The 15,207-nt window shown below is 37.7% G+C and carries 28 protein-coding genes; all 28 read right to left on the bottom strand.

What is annotated here, in order from left to right; translation table 11 throughout:
* Positions 1-2 precede the first annotated feature (2 nt).
* Positions 3-1,070 (bottom strand): HK97 family phage prohead protease, encoded by a 1,068-nt coding sequence (locus ACZ42G_RS05950; protein ID WP_464851915.1) that lies wholly within the window; start codon positions 1,068-1,070, stop codon positions 3-5.
* A 19-nt stretch (positions 1,071-1,089) separates the two neighbouring features.
* Positions 1,090-1,293 (bottom strand): hypothetical protein, encoded by a 204-nt coding sequence (locus ACZ42G_RS05945; protein ID WP_464851914.1) that lies wholly within the window; start codon positions 1,291-1,293, stop codon positions 1,090-1,092.
* A 9-nt stretch (positions 1,294-1,302) separates the two neighbouring features.
* Positions 1,303-2,313, bottom strand: coding sequence for a phage minor head protein (locus ACZ42G_RS05940; RefSeq protein ID WP_464851912.1), 1,011 nt, complete (start codon positions 2,311-2,313; stop codon positions 1,303-1,305).
* Positions 2,310-3,536, bottom strand: coding sequence for a phage portal protein (locus ACZ42G_RS05935; RefSeq protein WP_464851910.1), 1,227 nt, complete (start codon positions 3,534-3,536; stop codon positions 2,310-2,312). Before ACZ42G_RS05935 ends, ACZ42G_RS05940 begins: the two co-directional genes overlap by 4 nt.
* Positions 3,537-3,551: 15 nt before the next feature.
* On the bottom strand, positions 3,552-4,799 hold the full coding sequence (locus tag ACZ42G_RS05930) for a PBSX family phage terminase large subunit (RefSeq protein ID WP_464851909.1): 1,248 nt from the start codon (positions 4,797-4,799) through the stop codon (positions 3,552-3,554).
* Entirely contained in the window at positions 4,786-5,283 is a 498-nt protein-coding gene (locus ACZ42G_RS05925; RefSeq protein WP_434642736.1) for a terminase small subunit, read from the bottom strand. The genes ACZ42G_RS05930 and ACZ42G_RS05925 overlap by 14 nt, the downstream gene beginning before the upstream one ends.
* A gap of 78 nt (positions 5,284-5,361) precedes the next feature.
* Positions 5,362-6,273 carry a hypothetical protein gene (locus ACZ42G_RS05920; protein ID WP_434642733.1) on the bottom strand — a complete coding sequence of 304 codons (912 nt, stop codon included), beginning with the start codon at positions 6,271-6,273 and terminating at the stop codon, positions 5,362-5,364.
* Between the two features lie 131 nt (positions 6,274-6,404).
* Positions 6,405-6,932, bottom strand: a complete 528-nt coding sequence (locus tag ACZ42G_RS05915; protein ID WP_274893122.1) for a hypothetical protein — start codon at positions 6,930-6,932, stop codon at positions 6,405-6,407.
* A 163-nt stretch (positions 6,933-7,095) separates the two neighbouring features.
* The gene (locus tag ACZ42G_RS05910; RefSeq protein WP_464851907.1) at positions 7,096-7,575 is read right to left on the bottom strand and encodes a hypothetical protein; all 480 of its coding nucleotides are present in this window, start codon (positions 7,573-7,575) and stop codon (positions 7,096-7,098) included.
* Positions 7,575-7,703, bottom strand: a complete 129-nt coding sequence (locus tag ACZ42G_RS05905; protein ID WP_464851905.1) for a hypothetical protein — start codon at positions 7,701-7,703, stop codon at positions 7,575-7,577. Before ACZ42G_RS05905 ends, ACZ42G_RS05910 begins: the two co-directional genes overlap by 1 nt.
* Positions 7,704-7,740: 37 nt before the next feature.
* Positions 7,741-7,917: a hypothetical protein gene (locus ACZ42G_RS05900; protein ID WP_464851904.1), complete on the bottom strand. Its 177-nt coding sequence runs from the start codon at positions 7,915-7,917 to the stop codon at positions 7,741-7,743.
* Positions 7,910-8,125 carry a hypothetical protein gene (locus ACZ42G_RS05895; RefSeq protein WP_434642725.1) on the bottom strand — a complete coding sequence of 72 codons (216 nt, stop codon included), beginning with the start codon at positions 8,123-8,125 and terminating at the stop codon, positions 7,910-7,912. Before ACZ42G_RS05895 ends, ACZ42G_RS05900 begins: the two co-directional genes overlap by 8 nt.
* The gene (locus tag ACZ42G_RS05890; protein WP_434642722.1) at positions 8,125-8,487 is read right to left on the bottom strand and encodes a RusA family crossover junction endodeoxyribonuclease; all 363 of its coding nucleotides are present in this window, start codon (positions 8,485-8,487) and stop codon (positions 8,125-8,127) included. The genes ACZ42G_RS05895 and ACZ42G_RS05890 overlap by 1 nt, the downstream gene beginning before the upstream one ends.
* 1 nt (position 8,488) lies before the next feature.
* Entirely contained in the window at positions 8,489-8,674 is a 186-nt protein-coding gene (locus ACZ42G_RS05885) for a hypothetical protein (protein ID WP_434642719.1), read from the bottom strand.
* 12 nt (positions 8,675-8,686) lie between these two features.
* Positions 8,687-8,851, bottom strand: coding sequence for a hypothetical protein (locus tag ACZ42G_RS05880; RefSeq protein ID WP_303263957.1), 165 nt, complete (start codon positions 8,849-8,851; stop codon positions 8,687-8,689).
* Positions 8,852-8,877: 26 nt separating this feature from the next.
* Positions 8,878-9,837: a phage Gp37/Gp68 family protein gene (locus ACZ42G_RS05875; RefSeq protein WP_303263956.1), complete on the bottom strand. Its 960-nt coding sequence runs from the start codon at positions 9,835-9,837 to the stop codon at positions 8,878-8,880.
* A gap of 3 nt (positions 9,838-9,840) precedes the next feature.
* On the bottom strand, positions 9,841-10,044 hold the full coding sequence (locus tag ACZ42G_RS05870; protein ID WP_434642714.1) for a hypothetical protein: 204 nt from the start codon (positions 10,042-10,044) through the stop codon (positions 9,841-9,843).
* Positions 10,034-10,363, bottom strand: a complete 330-nt coding sequence (locus ACZ42G_RS05865) for a hypothetical protein (RefSeq protein WP_464851900.1) — start codon at positions 10,361-10,363, stop codon at positions 10,034-10,036. The genes ACZ42G_RS05870 and ACZ42G_RS05865 overlap by 11 nt, the downstream gene beginning before the upstream one ends.
* Entirely contained in the window at positions 10,347-11,045 is a 699-nt protein-coding gene (gene zapE, locus ACZ42G_RS05860; protein ID WP_464851898.1) for an AFG1/ZapE family ATPase, read from the bottom strand. The genes ACZ42G_RS05865 and zapE overlap by 17 nt, the downstream gene beginning before the upstream one ends.
* The gene (locus ACZ42G_RS05855) at positions 11,035-11,787 is read right to left on the bottom strand and encodes a hypothetical protein (protein ID WP_464851896.1); all 753 of its coding nucleotides are present in this window, start codon (positions 11,785-11,787) and stop codon (positions 11,035-11,037) included. The genes zapE and ACZ42G_RS05855 overlap by 11 nt, the downstream gene beginning before the upstream one ends.
* A 109-nt stretch (positions 11,788-11,896) precedes the next feature.
* Positions 11,897-12,133, bottom strand: coding sequence for a hypothetical protein (locus ACZ42G_RS05850; RefSeq protein ID WP_464851894.1), 237 nt, complete (start codon positions 12,131-12,133; stop codon positions 11,897-11,899).
* Between the two features lie 32 nt (positions 12,134-12,165).
* On the bottom strand, positions 12,166-13,068 hold the full coding sequence (locus ACZ42G_RS05845; protein WP_464851892.1) for a recombinase RecT: 903 nt from the start codon (positions 13,066-13,068) through the stop codon (positions 12,166-12,168).
* Between the two features lies 1 nt (position 13,069).
* Entirely contained in the window at positions 13,070-13,630 is a 561-nt protein-coding gene (locus ACZ42G_RS05840; RefSeq protein ID WP_464851891.1) for a host-nuclease inhibitor Gam family protein, read from the bottom strand.
* Entirely contained in the window at positions 13,620-13,799 is a 180-nt protein-coding gene (locus ACZ42G_RS05835; RefSeq protein WP_464851889.1) for a hypothetical protein, read from the bottom strand. The genes ACZ42G_RS05840 and ACZ42G_RS05835 overlap by 11 nt, the downstream gene beginning before the upstream one ends.
* Before the next feature lie 214 nt (positions 13,800-14,013).
* On the bottom strand, positions 14,014-14,448 hold the full coding sequence (locus ACZ42G_RS05830; protein ID WP_434642699.1) for a helix-turn-helix transcriptional regulator: 435 nt from the start codon (positions 14,446-14,448) through the stop codon (positions 14,014-14,016).
* Between the two features lie 77 nt (positions 14,449-14,525).
* Entirely contained in the window at positions 14,526-14,726 is a 201-nt protein-coding gene (locus tag ACZ42G_RS05825) for a hypothetical protein (protein ID WP_434642697.1), read from the bottom strand.
* A gap of 2 nt (positions 14,727-14,728) precedes the next feature.
* Entirely contained in the window at positions 14,729-14,908 is a 180-nt protein-coding gene (locus ACZ42G_RS05820) for a hypothetical protein (protein WP_434642694.1), read from the bottom strand.
* Between the two features lie 18 nt (positions 14,909-14,926).
* Positions 14,927-15,163 carry an excisionase family DNA-binding protein gene (locus ACZ42G_RS05815; RefSeq protein ID WP_434642691.1) on the bottom strand — a complete coding sequence of 79 codons (237 nt, stop codon included), beginning with the start codon at positions 15,161-15,163 and terminating at the stop codon, positions 14,927-14,929.
* Between the last annotated feature and the right edge of the window lie 44 nt (positions 15,164-15,207).

Genomic DNA, 15,207 nt, shown 5'->3' with positions numbered 1-15,207 from the left:
ATTCATGATACCTCCTTCAAAATTTTTCTAAGTTCTTGAATAGTTTCATCCAGCAAGTGGTCATCCGACTTGCTTTCGCTAGACGGCTCCTTGCTTTTCTGAGTGTCGTCTGACGGCTCAGATGCTGCAAGAAGTGCCTGCAATGCTTGTATAGCCTGTTCAACCAATGTCCGGTTGGAAGCAGATAAAACACGTCCAGCTTTGATTTCGCTAGACGCACCAATGATAGCATACAAAAGCATATTCAAGTCAGCGTGTTTTTCTGCCCATGGTGGTTCCCTGTCAAGTTTTTTGTAGTACCTTTCAAGATGTCGTTTGATTGCTGGTATATCGCTGTCTGGTATATTGACACCACCACGTGCACCTTGTATAGCAGCCGCAGCAGCATATATAGCCTTAGGTACTGCCATGAGCTGTCCATCTATAACATCTGCAATTGGCAATTTGTATGCTCCGAAATTGTCTGCATTTTCTTCGTCATACCATAGAAAGGCCTTGCGGTATTTGCTCCAGTCGATGTTTTCTTTGTCTGGTCCTCCTGCCCAATTTGCTACCCTCGCCCTTGCAGCGTCAGCGTCCCAAGACCTACCTTCATCAGCAAGCGGCAAATCCTGATATGGTACAACTGCTTTGACAGCCTCAACCTGTGCTAATGGGTTCATAGGAAAAGTTACTAATGACCATTCCCACAACCGGATTTCCTTTAGTCTGCGAACTGCGCCCTCCCACAGTTCTTTTATGGCATCGTAGCCAATGGAAAGACCTTTTAGAGCTCCCTGCTTCAACAGGGCATAGGCTTCTCTGCCTTTTGTAGTTTCTAGATTGAGTTGCCCTTTTACTTTTAAGCCTCTTTCATCTTCATAGGCTTCGAGTGTTACTCCAATTGGTTCCCTAGGGTCATGCTGCCACAAAATCGGCATTCTTGGATTTTCCTGCAATGTCTTTGAAAAAGCGCCAGGCTCTATCACATCACCGCCTAGGTCCTCGTTATTGAATACAGCAGCGTACCCTTCGAAAATACCTTGTTCATCAAGCGATTTTACGTCAAATTTGAAACCTCTTTGTTCCATACACTATATTCACCTCCGTCTACACAATATCTATCCCCCATACCCCATCCTCGGTGATATACGGGTTTGTTTTTGCTACGAATTCACTCTTTCCAACTTCATCTGCAACAGGTTCTCCCGTAGATTCAAACAATCTAAATCTATCTCCTGCTCTTATTTTTTCAAACTCGATACTAGTCCACTTATCACCCATCAAGACCTCCGCTCTCCGTAAATCGCTCACTCTCGTCCGTCACCTCCTTTCTAAAACCTGATATCCTATCGTGCATCTACATAGTGGATGAGCTGGCGGCGCCAATATATTGGGAAGTTTTCCCGTTGCTCCTGGGAACGTTTCTTCTAGCCCTATTGTTTGTCCATCTAGTGGGCCGCAAAAATCGCATGTTCTTTCATCTTCTGCTGTCATCCAAACTTTCACCACCTCACCGCCAAAATAGCCCTGTTCTTGCGCCTGCCTGATAGCCTCAAACTGCCCGAAATTATAGGCAAATGATAACTCAGTTCTTGCTATTCTCAGCGCCCTAAACCGATGTAAATAACCCGCATAATTCAGTACCTGATGCTCTACTTTTTTGAGTGGTAGGCCTTCAGCTATAAGATTTTCTCTGAATCGCCTTACTGCTTCTGCTTGTTTTGGCGTCAAACCAACTACAGGACGAAGTATTCGGCCTAATTCATCTGGAGATACTGGATTATCCACGGTGTAGTATCGTAAAATAGCTCTCATTGCCTGATGTTGACTATCAGATAAAGCAACAGCCAATTCTCCACCTCTGGTTTGTATCCATTCTTCAATTCTACGTCCTGTCGGTGTGAATCCGAAGGGTCTTCCTGCATAAGCTTCTATATTTTCTCCCATCTTTGTACCTGCACTTTGGATTGCCTTTCTCCACTCTGGCTCAAGTACCTCTACCACAAAGCGGGAATAGTCCTGTTGCCATTGTAAAATCCATTCTAATGGCATTTCGTGATCTCGAACAGCATTTCTCAATTCCTGATATTTGATGGCCTCTCTTTCTGCGTTCCAAGTTGAATACAGCCATCTTGCTATTTTGGGTTCATTGGCATTCAAATATCCTCTCAGCACTTCCTGAGTATTCCTAATATTGATCGGTATTGGTTTCAACCATGGTGGTATTCCAGGTGGATTGTATCCAGGAACTATTTCACCAGGTGAAACTACATCAGGTCTTGGAATAGCACTTGGTATGTCTCTTCCATATGGATCTGTTTTTCTCATCATTCCTCAGTCACATCCTCACCACTGATAGTTGCTAGCGGCATCATGTTTCCTGGTACCATCAGCGTATTTGCACCTTCTACTTCTTCATAGCCTATCAACAATCTTGCTTCGTTAGGTGTCAATATACCTGTCTTCACAGCTTCTATGGCTCTGTTCCATACAGCTTCTCTATCCTCTTGCAGGGCCTCTATTTCGTCACGATCATAGTCAACGTATATCTTCTCATCACCGAATTTTGGCACTAGCCAGTTATTCAATTCATCTCTAATCCAATCCATAAGCGGCAGGACTGTTTCAGTATAGAATGCCTGCCTAGCTTCTTTGTAGTTGCTATATGTCTTGTTGGCTGTATCGCCAATCAATTCAGGTGGCACACCAAATGCAATGGCGATCTCTCTTGCTGACAGTTTCAATCCTTCAATCCAATGCATGTCTGCTGGCGAAAGGCCCATCTCCTTCCAATCAAGACCACCTTCAAGAAGGAGGGGTCTGCCAGCATTCTGTGCACCTGAATACTGCTCCTTTATCTGTTCCTTTAGACGATTGTATTGTTCTTCTTGTAGCTCATTCTCTGTTACCAACGCACCTGGTGGCCTTGCACTATTCTGAAGCAGGGCCACATTCCACGCTCTGCTTTCGTTGTTCTGGTCTATACTTCTTGCTGCTGCTTCGATGGGGCTCATTCCATACCAATCATCAAGCGGATTAAACATTTTCAAGTGCAATATCTCTTCTGGTTTGAATGTTACCGTCACACCACCAACCGTATATTGATACCCAGCAATAGGTTGCTGTGAATTGCCGGGAACAATTTTCATTCTGTCTGGTCGCAATGTGTATAATTCCTTCGGTGCTCCTCGTTCTGGTCCAACAGCTTCAATATAACTATTACCAGCAAGCATCAAAAAAGCAGTCAGGTTCTCAAAAAACCGACTGCCCCCTTGCCATGGATTTGGCTGTTTCAATATATCAATCAATGGATGTTCATCCAACTCCTGCACTTTTCCGCCTCTACCTTTTTTGTACACCAACCATGGTATACCTGCTACAGCCATAGTTATTTGTCGCACGCACGCATAAACATATACGTTGTTTTGATAGCCTTCTTTAGCAAAATTTGCATAATTTTTGGGTGTCCACACGGGCTGGCCTAGCATCATGGCCACTATCGCTTTTGTGGTCTGGCTTTGTTTTTGAAACCATGTCCTCAATCTTTCAAACATAGTGTCACCACCTTTTTATAATGCCCTGAGTCTTGGTTCTTTTCTGTCCATATCATCTTCAAGACCATAGCGGACGCAATCAATGGAATGGTTGTCCTTGTCCGGAAACTCGCTTTTTACAATCCCGTTGCGGTCCGTTTCAAGTGAGTAATTGATAAACTCCTTTGCAGCTAACGGGCATCGCTCCGGGTCGATAATAATCTGTTCCAGATCTTGAAGAAACTTTATTCCGAACTCCACAGATCCGGGTCCTTTCTTTGCGCCTTTGATTTTCATGCCAAAAGATTTTAATTCATCAATGCTTTTCGGTTCTGCACTATCGGCAATAGTCACAACATCATTATATTGCTTTACTTTATCCCAGAACTGCCGGTTAAATAAGTTAAGGCCGCTAATTTCAGCAAAAAGATAAAGCCTCCGATGTGTTCGGTCAAAGTGCATCCTTTCAAAGCAAAGAGGATCCACCGCATAACCGAAGTCCAAACCCTGCCTGATGCGGTCAAAAGTTGCAATTTCATCCTGGGTAATAACCCGCAGTTCAATATTTGTGAATACCTCCAAGCCAGTACCGACTTCTTCGCCTAGATATTCATGCCGATACGCTGTTTCATTTGTTCTTTTTAAATGCTCTGCATCGGCTATAAATCGCTCGCCAAGCCACTCTTTTGGTACGTCTAAATATGTAGAATGATGTACTCTCCGGCCGGGTTTTGGTATCTTTGCCTCTTGATTCACCCAACTACGTCCAGACTTCGGTGGGTTATATGAAAAAAACGAAATCCGCTTTTTATTCTCGCCTCTAAAAAGGGATTGCAAGATATTACGAATTTCGTCCATACTGGCAAACTGGTCAAGCTCTTCAAACCAGGCATATTTGATATAGCCTTTACCTAAATTGATAGATTTCATCTTTCTTGGGTTATCTGCCGCTTTAAAAACTATCTTTTGACCTGTGGGAAGATAAATGATCTGCATTGGACTTACCTGAAACTTAAAAAGATGAGCTATACCCATCTTTGCAGCAGACCATTCAAATTGTCCAAATACTGTATCTCGGAGCTCGTTTTGATACCGTCTAAACACAACAGCATTGGCATCTGGATCCCTTATCAACCCCAATAATATTTCAATGCTGATAAAGGTTGACTTGGTGGATCCTCTTCCACCTTTAAGCCAGTATTCGTCATAAAGTTCCGCCTTGAGCTCTCTGTGTAGCTCATAAAATGGCGGTGCAATAAGTTTTGATAGGTTAATCTTTGTCATCTATATCATCTACTATCTTGACGGTCATTTCTGTGTTCACATTCAGTTTGTCATTGAACATGCCTAAATGTTTCCCGAGAAGCTCTAATGCTTTTATCTTATCGTAGGTCTTGACTTCCCGTTCTACAATGTCTCCAGATTCCGTAGGAATAGTTTTAACTTTTACACTAGCAATGGCAGCAGTGTCTTCCCTGTTGGCATCACCTCGGATTGTAGCATCGTCCATGTTAATAACATCTGTTGCATTAACGAATGCAACTTTGGCCAACTCACGCAATACCCGGTCCTGGCTTATTCCAGTTCGCCTTGAGCGTTCGGCCATGGCCTGTTTTATAGCTGCTGCTACCCTAGTTTTACCTAGCAACTGTGAACCAATCTTATCTGCATTTTTTGCACTATACCCTGCTCTAATAGCGGCTTGCGTTGCGTTCAGATCAATTAAATATTCTTCAATAAACCGTTTCTGTTTTAATGTTAATGCCACATCACCTCACCTGCCCTAGTCGATTCGTTTGTTTTCTTGCATGAAAAAAGCACCCTTATAAAGAGTGCTTGAAATATTTTATTGTGGTATTAAAGTTATTCCGTTTGAACCACTTATATTAATAATATCACCTTTGTTTAAATCTATTGTCACTTGTTTTACACCTATATCACTTGAGTTAGAAATTATTTCGTTGACCTTTGGTATGCCTGAACTGTCATATACAATAAAATTTGAGGAACTACTTACATTATTTCCTGCTATGTATCTACCAGGTGCAATATCTAAGCCTACTAACCAGTATCCACTATATAAAGTAATTTGCTGTTTATTTGGAACAGAATTACTTACTACAGGTTCAAAATGAACTTTATTTAAATTAGATATTTTAATCTGCCAACCATCTGACAATACTACTCTTACTTTATTTACACCTACACCATTACTATTTCCTAAAATCTCATTTGTTATTAAAGCACCATCGCTGCTATTTATAATAAAATTACCTTGCCCTGCTGGCGCTGTGGCGTCATATGTGCCTACCTTAATATCTCTGCCAGCAATAAAAGTACCAGCACCTAAATCCGTTGCCGTACCTATAACTGTTCTCTTTAAATTGTTATCTTTATTGTCTATTGTTGTATCAGGTTTAGTTGTTTTTTCGGTATTTGTAACTATATTATTTGTTTTTGTAGTTGCTTCGTTTGCTGTCGTGGTTGTAGTCTTCGCTGTCTCTGTTGGAGCTTTGCTCGGTTTTGTTATAGATGCCCCTATTATCAATACCACCAGTGCTGCAACAAAGGTTACTATCGCTTTTTTCTCTTTATATTTTATCATGTCCATTAGTCCAAATACCGCAAACGGCAATGCTAAGAATATTAGAAATGTGCCAAAGCTACTTACTAGCGCCGATAAACTTAGAAGATAATAAATAGATGCTATTATCATCTTCCATTTCGTTTTAGACCTAAATCCAGGAATAAAATTCACTATTAACCTCCCCTTTTCTCTCATAATTTACAATATAATAATATATTCTATATTTATCTGATTTTTCCTGCAAAAATATATTATCTTAATTCAAAAGTTTTATATAAAAAGAGCCCTGGTTAGAGCTCTTTTCATTTAAGCAATAGAAATTTTTTGCCGCAGTCTTTGCACGTATAAAGTATTTTTGTTGGTCCTTTTGAACTTTCTGTTCCTTCTTCAAAGGCACAACCCATATCTTCTATATTTATGCTATCGCAATATGGGCATTCCCTTTCTGACGTCGTTTTTAATTCTTCATCTATATTTTTAATGTTAAGTTGTTTTATACTTTGTTCTATAAAATCTTGAATGTTATTTTTTATACTCTCATATATACTATCAGGTAAATCTTTTTGCATATGTCTAATAGAATCTAAAAAACCTCGATATAAACAATCTATTGCAAAAGCATTAAATGTATAATCTTTAATGCGATTATCATGCAGCGAATATAAATATTGTACTATTTCTAATAGTCGCATAACATAAAATTTATTATTACCCTTCTCAGCAATATATTGTAATTGCTTGAAATAATCCTCAGGGAAAGTATCATATGCCTCTTTTCTCATTTTAAGATACTCATCATCATTATCTTGTTTATAAATTTTACTTATCATTATTTCAATCCCCTTTCATTTATTTATATTTTATTTATATATTATATACATCTTCGAACAATTTTTAAATAACTTAAGCTCAGGAAGGGGACACCTGAGCTTTTTTCTTTTGTTTATCAAATATTCATCTATTGTTCTATTATGTATTATAGCATAGATTTTTTTATAAAGTACGCAAAAAATGCGACAAAAATGCGACAATTTCTTCAATCTCGTTAGGATATTCATTTGCAATTTTCTCTATTGCATAAGATGCAATTCTTTGGCAATTTCTAATGCTATAGTTGTTCTTCTTGCTTATATATCGCCATTTATGTTTTTCAATATATCTCATAGTTAAAATATTTTTCTCTATATTAGATAACGATGACAATATGCTATCAATAGTAAGAATGATAAAAACTAATATAAGCGATTTATTTTCCGTTTCTATATCTTCAATTGCTATATTTTCTGTAATACTATTAAATTTATATGTTTTTCCAGATTTTATACCTGCATTAATAGCAGGTAGCTCAGATATTTCATTGTATTTCATGTTATAATATTCCAATTTTACTTTAATGACATTGTATTTTTTTAAGACATTTTCAACATCTTTTTGAATTTCTCTAGGTGTTTTCAAAATCATCATCCCACCCATCAAATTTTAACCCCTTTATTGTTCTCCATAAGCCATTTATAAAACTCATATCCCTTTGGGTATTTTTGATTCCAAAGTTCCTTTGTTATGTCTTTATATCTTTTCTTCTTCTTTTTCTTCTTCGCCAACTTTTCCCCTCCTAAATGCGTATAGGGATAGCTTTAGCTACCCCTCTTTAATCTCCACTGTAACCTTTAAAACTTTATTTTTACATGTTACAAGCTTTACGGCTTCTGATAAAAATGTTTCAGGAATGTCAAACTGTACCCTTGCGCCGTCGCCACCAAATTTAAGGCCTGATTGAATTGGCGGTATTGATGCTAAAAATTCAATTTTATTCATCTCCATCCGCCTCTCTTTTCGCTATTTTTTCTAAAGCATTTTTAATATTTCTTGCACAGTCTCGGCAAAATTCTAACCGTTCTTCTAAATATGTTGTTTCAATTCCATCCCAAAAAGTGTTTGTTGGCAAATATAAACGATATATATCTTTTGCTTCTTCAAGCATTTTCCCGCAACCATCGCAAATATGAACCTGCTTTATGCTCATCATGATACCTCCTCTATTTCAATCTCCACACGTTCTTGCTCTTTATTGCTTATGTAATATATTCCTGTTCCTTCACCATAGCGAATTATCTTTTTGTCGTTAGGAATAACTCCTGCATATTGCAAGCCATCCTCCACTATCTTAATATAATTGCTTAAATCACCGTGTCTTTTGCCTTGTATGTAAATCCTTGTTGTTAGTAATATAAATTTCTTCAAAACCGGTATACACTCTTTTTTTGCATACCACGCAATAGTTCTCTCATAATTCAAACTTCTTTTGGCCCTTTCTGATACCCACTTAGTTTTTTGGGTCATTCTTGCTGCTGGCACTGGTCGGCCGGGAATGACTATTTTGTACATATCAATTTCCTCCCTCATTAAGCTCTCTAAAAGTCAATTCCTGCCATTCTTCAAAGCTTATATCCCCTTCTGGCCATTCACCTTTTGCCATTTGGCCGCGCTTTAATATCTCGAAAATCTCTACTGCATAAGGCTCATCTATGTTGATGATGAAGTATTTGCGTCCCGGTTTCATTTCTTTAAGCATGTCTTATTCCTCCTAACTAATATATTTCTCGCATATCTCAATTGCTTTTTTGATGTATATCTGAGCGTGCTTAGTGTTATTATCAGTAATCAATGAATCTTTTGCTTTATCTAGTAGATTAACAACATCGGCTAAATCTTCTTTCATCTTTCTTGATATCTTATATCCGCCCCACATTTTTATATCCCTTCCTCATTGGCAATTTATATATCAATACTCGGAATCTCATTCCATGTTTTACCATCCAAGACACGTCCAGCAGTCTTTTTACCAACTTTAACAAAATCATATTTACACTCAGGATATTCTTGTAATGTATGAAGTCCATCCCCAGTAGAGCGGAAAGGCAAAGGTTTGTATTCGCCCCACGATTTAAAGAAAAACGGTATTCTCGCCTTCTGGCATTGATCTCTTAAGTCTCGCGCCCAATCCGGGTGCATTGGCCGCGCTCCCAGACCGCTTTCTCCGCCGCATATTACCCAATCAATACCGGGGCAAACCAAGATTGGCTTATTACCCTGCTCAGGAAAAGCAGCTTGCCAATATTTATATGTAGGTCGGTAGTCATATTCGGGAAAGTAATGATCAATCTTAACTGGCCCTAGCATCGGCTCTACACTTACAAAGTGTACTGCTGCCGGTATTTGTAATAAAATTGGTATACGTTCATCTGCTCTTTGCTGGTTTTCGGCAGTAACCCCGAGCCATATGTTGTCCGGTAAAGTCGGCGGATAACCTGCCCACCCTTCCCCTTTTCCTGTAATTGAAAAGTATGGGCCAGGAATGGTATTCCCCGGACGCAACCGCTTATAAACTTCAAGCATTCGTTCTGGCCTTTTAGTAAGCACCAAAAAGGTGTGATGTTTAGCCTTTGCCATCACATTAAATATTCGCATGATGTCATATGGGTGGACATCCTCATGGAATAAATCCCCCATACTGCACACAAATATTCGCTGAGGTTTCCTCCATTGTAAAGGTTCATTCAGTCGCTCTGGATGCAACGTTACCTTGAACGGTTCATCTGCCGGATATCCACATCTACCTTTAAGTCTATTTGCTATGCGGTTTGCATAACAGTTTTGGCATCCTTCGCTGATAGGTGTGCAGCCGGTAACCGGATTCCATACAGTATCCGTCCACTCTATTTTTGTTTTATTCATCCCTCACGCCTCCTTTAAAAACCTTAATTTAGCATTTCCGCATATTATGTCGCATTTATTTATGCATATCCTGTATCCCTTTTTCTGCACTAAGTAAAAATGTTCGTATTCTTTCAACAGTTCACCTTTTCCCCGCACTATTTCCCTTTTTCTTTTCTTATCAGAGCCATCTCCGTTTTTCAGATTCATCTCAAATTCAACCTTCATGGTTTGTTGCCTCCCTCGATTTTGCTATCCATTGCTGAAAATTGTTCTGGGCCAACTCGTATTTGTCTAATACTTCATCAATGGTAGCAATTCTATATTCGCTTTTATGACCTTTACATTCTCGCCCTTCGTAAATGTATCTATTTCCCTCAGGGCAAGTGCACCTCGCTGCATATTCAGCCTCATAACCAAATGATGTTATTCTTTTGTACAATATAATTCCTGTATCCATGCAAATGAAGCACTTCGGCTGTTTTTTATCTTTTTCATTTTTCTTATTCTTTTGCAATTCCTCAACTCTTTCAGCTATTCCTTGCATTTTTAAGCCTCCAATCAGGGCCATCCATAATAACTGGATCACACATTTCGGTTAAACGTGATACTATTGCATCTCCACGTTCACCCAATTGTTTTGCTAGCTCTTTCCCTCTGTAATTTGTAGTTATGACTACTGGTTTTTGATCTTCATATAGCCTGTTGATTATTTGATACAAAATCATACTTGTATTTTGGGTTGGATTCTCTTTTCCAATGTCATCAATAATTAATAAATCAACATTTGTAAGCATTTCAATAATGTCATTTTCAGATATTGCAGAATCATTGTTATACGTTTTTTTAATTAAGCTAACGATGTCAGTAATATTGCCGAATGCGACAGTGTATAAATTTTTAACCAACTCATTCGCAATGGCAGCAGCAATGTGAGTTTTGCCAACACCTACAGGCCCCGTAAATAGTAGTCCTTGAGAATGTATGTTAAAATTTTCAACGAATTTTCTGGCTTCAATAAGAGCGTGTTTGTTATATTCATTTACCTGAAATGTTTCAAAAGTTCTATGCCTAAATCTATAGCCAATGCCGCTTTTATCTAAAAGCTCATTGACCTTTTCTTGCTGTCTTTCAGCTCTTTTTCTAGCAGCTTCTTCTTCGTTTTTTTGAATATTTTGCTTAATAAACTCAGCGATTTCCTTATCGCTTATCTTTATATTACCATCCATAATCTTTACCCCCCGCTTCTACTTTTGCTTCTGGCTTCTTGTATTGCTTAGGACGCCGGCCATAAGCACCCTTAAGAATAACTTCCGCTATGTATTTAAAGTCTGGTGGTGGTTGCTGCTTTTGCAAATGCAACTGTACTTGAGATGTTATCCCCGACTTAATCTGGCTAGGCGTACTAAAAGATAATGTTTTTTTTAAAAGCAAGAAATCTTCTTCAAGAAATTTATATTGCGTGGCTATCTCATAAGCGGAGACAATTTCTAATTCCCATTTATTCAACTTGCTCTTATCTATTGGGCAGCTATTAGCGCCCTCTTCTTTAGAAGATATATTATTTTGTTTAGTATAGTTTAGTTTATTTAATGTGCTCCACTTGTGTCCGATTTGTGTCTCCACTTGTGTAACAGGTTGTGTCTCTGGTTGTGTCTCCACTTGTGTAACAGGTTGTGTAACATTATTAGGCATAAATGATATTATTTTATAAATACCAGCTTGACGACCTTCTCTTTTTTTATACTCAATTCGTCCAGTCTGAATTAAGACATTTCTCATTCTGTCTAATTGCTGTCTGGAGAATCCGAGTATTGATAAAAGCGTAGTATTGGCAACCGTGAATTCATCCAGCCATGCACATTTGTTATTGATATGCATTAATGCAAACCAAAGAGCTTGTGCATCAGCCGGTATTGGATTCGTAACTAGCCAATCGTAAAACGCATTTATCTCTTGAATGTAGTTCATAAAATCACATCCTGAAGTATAAAATATTTTGGTAATGTAAATGCTAAACTGGGTATATATGAATATTTTTCCGCTTAAAATGTTTTTTAGAGAGGCCATATTTCAGGCCTCAAAATGGCATTTCTTCATATATCTTATGTATTTCATTTAGCTTTTGTATAAATCTCATCAACTCGTTAGTCTCTCTGTTGTCTAACACTATCAAAGTGTCTTCTTCAGAACTTTCTATATATCTAATGACTATTCTTCCATCGCTGTTGTATGAAATTTGAACCCTACTATTTTCGCCTATTGTTTCCTTTTCTGATTTAAAACCTTCATGTCTTTTTATTACCTCTGCGCTCATATTCTCTTTCTCCTTTCTTTTAGAGAGGCGGTTTATTCCGCCTCGTTATTATCTTGCAAAAATTCAGGAAGATCCGCATGATCTATATCTATTACATCTTCTGTATCTTCCTCAATTGCATAATCATCAATATGATGTTCGTCTTCGCTGTCAATGATTTCTCCAGTTTCAACATCAATTACATTACTATCATCTTTGCTCTCATGATCCTCTGGATTGTCAACATATTCATAGTCAACGCCTTTTTTGGATTCATGTATAACTGCTTGGTCTGCTTTCAATACCGTCTGCATCTCTATGCTTAAAATACCGTATTTACTTAGCATATTCTTTATTACTGTTTTCTTTGCCATCTCATCAAAGTCAGTTTTCCAAGGGCCATTATTAAAGCTCTTGCTATATCTTTTTGCATGTTCTAGCACCCTCTCAATTGGCCAATACACCATTTTTTCAAAACCATTTATTAAGCGAAAATATGCCGCATAGCCGATTACTTTGTTTGATTTTTTCGCTCCAAAATCCAAGATAATATCCTCTGTCAACGGGTTAAATTCTACTAATTCACCTTCGTAAACTGAGATAACGTTTATTTTTTTATATTGTCCTGTGCGAAGTGCCAGTTGTATTATGCCTTTGTAGCCGATTTGAAATTGGGCCTTCCAGCCCTGCTTTGTGTTATAAGGGATAATCCAGCTAAATCCCAAATTAGGATCCACGGGCAAATCCAAAGTCGCTGCTACCATAGCTGATGATAATATTGAATTGGCATCACATTCCCTAAGCTTGGGATTGCTATTCATCATGTTTGTGATAGATGTTATAAACCCGTTGGCCTTCTTCCCGAGTACCTCATAGAACTTCTTTTTTACGTCCACATTGTTTAACAGAAATTTTATCCTTTGATAATTGTCTATTGCTTTTGTATTTGTCGCCATATTAATCAACCTCCACTATAAATTCAGGATTTCTCTCTTGTACTTCAACTCCGTCAATGACTTCTCCAGTCTGCACATCTATTACTTTGTTGTTTTCTATCTTAGTCAGCTCTTTAAGTCCTGCCCAATCTACACTTTCTTTGACTTTTACAAATCTCGGCTTATTCTGTTTAACCCATGTTAGCAGTTTTTCATCATCTCTGACTATTTCAGGGCCTTTGTATTTAAGTTTTAATGTTCCACTTGAAAGTTTATATTGCTCTGTTGTTTTTGTTTTCTTTAAAGCTTCTTTTGGAAGGCTGTTGAAATAAGAACACAATCTATCTTCAAAAAACATTATGCTTTGGTCTGCTCCCTCTTTTTGCTTTTGTAGCCAATCCTGTATTTGTTTTATTTTGTTTTGCGCTATCATCTCTTTACGCTTGTATTCTTGCTTTATAGCTTTTATCTTTTCAATTGCCCAATCCGCAGCAACGTCATTGTCTATTTTCCAGCCTTCACTTTCTTGTCCTGCTATTTCGTCTATCATTTCAAGCTCAACATTTTCTAATTCATTTAACATTTTCATTCACTCCCTTTATCTCGTTTATATATCCTTCAAGCTTTTTAATCTTTTCGTCTATCACTCTAATTGCCATCAAGTGCTTTAATCTCTGTAGCCTGTACACTTTAATGTCGTTCTTGTATCTTTGTATATACCACTCATCCGAAAACTCTTTTACAGCATCCATCTCTTTAACCCCTCCTGAATTTTTCTATTGAGTACAGCACGTTTTTGTGCTATACTCAGTATGGAAGTTTATTTATGTGCCTTTTTTAAAGGCCTTTTTTTATTTAAAGAATTCAATGCCATGCTTAACTTGTCCGTCTTTTACCGTAGTTGTTATGCCAAAAAGCTTATATAGAAGCATTGCAAACCTTAAACTCATCATCGTTTCCCCCCTTTCATCTCGCAAATATGACAGCAAGTGCTGCGCCTGCCATTTCGTCTATTTCCTTTGTTGCTAAAGCCCATTTATCCTTTTCAGTATCATCTATGATGCCGTCACAGCCAATTTCAATCAGATCATTGTTTATATTTTCTACATCTTTTATTTCCTTCTGAAGTTTTAGGATTGACCTTGCTAAATCAGATATATTAAGATCCGGAAGAAATCTTCTTCCTACCTCTGTACTTTGTTTTAAGTGCTGGTATCCAAGCCAAGGCGCATGATATATTTCAATCATTCTGCATACTGTTTCATCAGATGGTATTGTTCTGCCTGTCTCATAATCAGTCAATGCCCTACTGCTTATAAATAGAAGTCCTGCTGCTTCTTCTTGTGTCATACCAGCATTTTTTCTAGCAGTTTTATAGATGTTCTCGCATCTTTTGTTCATTCACTTTCTCCCCTTTCTGCTTTATAATCTGTTTAGAAAATAAATTTGAAATCATTTCTTATGACATTTTCGAGATCTCACATCTGACTGTAGTAAAGTCTTAATTTCTCACGATATTCCTCATTATAATCTGCAATTTCATCTCTCAATTTTTTTATTATCATGTCAGCTTTCTCTGCCTGTCTCTTTAATTCTTGCAATTCCTTTATGCGTCTATATCTAAACTCTATTTGCATTTCAAGTGTCGCTAATTCTCTATCAATTTCATCAATTAACATTCTTAGCCCTCCTTTAATCCGTGTTCTTTAGCTTTCTTTATAATTGCGCATATATTGCAAACTGTTTCGATTTCCCAGCCTGATATCCAGCGCAATGTTCTTATTTCATCTTTTGTTAAATTAAGATCTTTAACTGCATCTAAAATCATTAATTCCTTTTCTGTCAAAAAGCCGTCCAACATAAGTTTCACCTCCCTTCTTTAATAAATTTTCCTTATTCCTCGTTGTATAGGCTTTTCTAATGCTTTCTTCTCTTGTTCTTCCATCCATCTATCAAGAGCCTCTTTCCTAAAGAGTTTTCTACTACCACACGCAATGTATGGAACTTCATGCCTTTTAGCCATTTCTAAAAGAAGCCAATAACTAACACCAAGATATTGAGCTGCTTCCTTTGCTGTCATTGTAACCTGTATTACTTCTTGCTGTTCTAAATCCATCTAAATTACCTCCTTACAATCATTGAACATTTTCTTTATTGATT

Source organism: Thermoanaerobacterium calidifontis (assembly GCF_055381745.1).
This window is presented reverse-complemented; position numbering and strand designations above follow the sequence as displayed.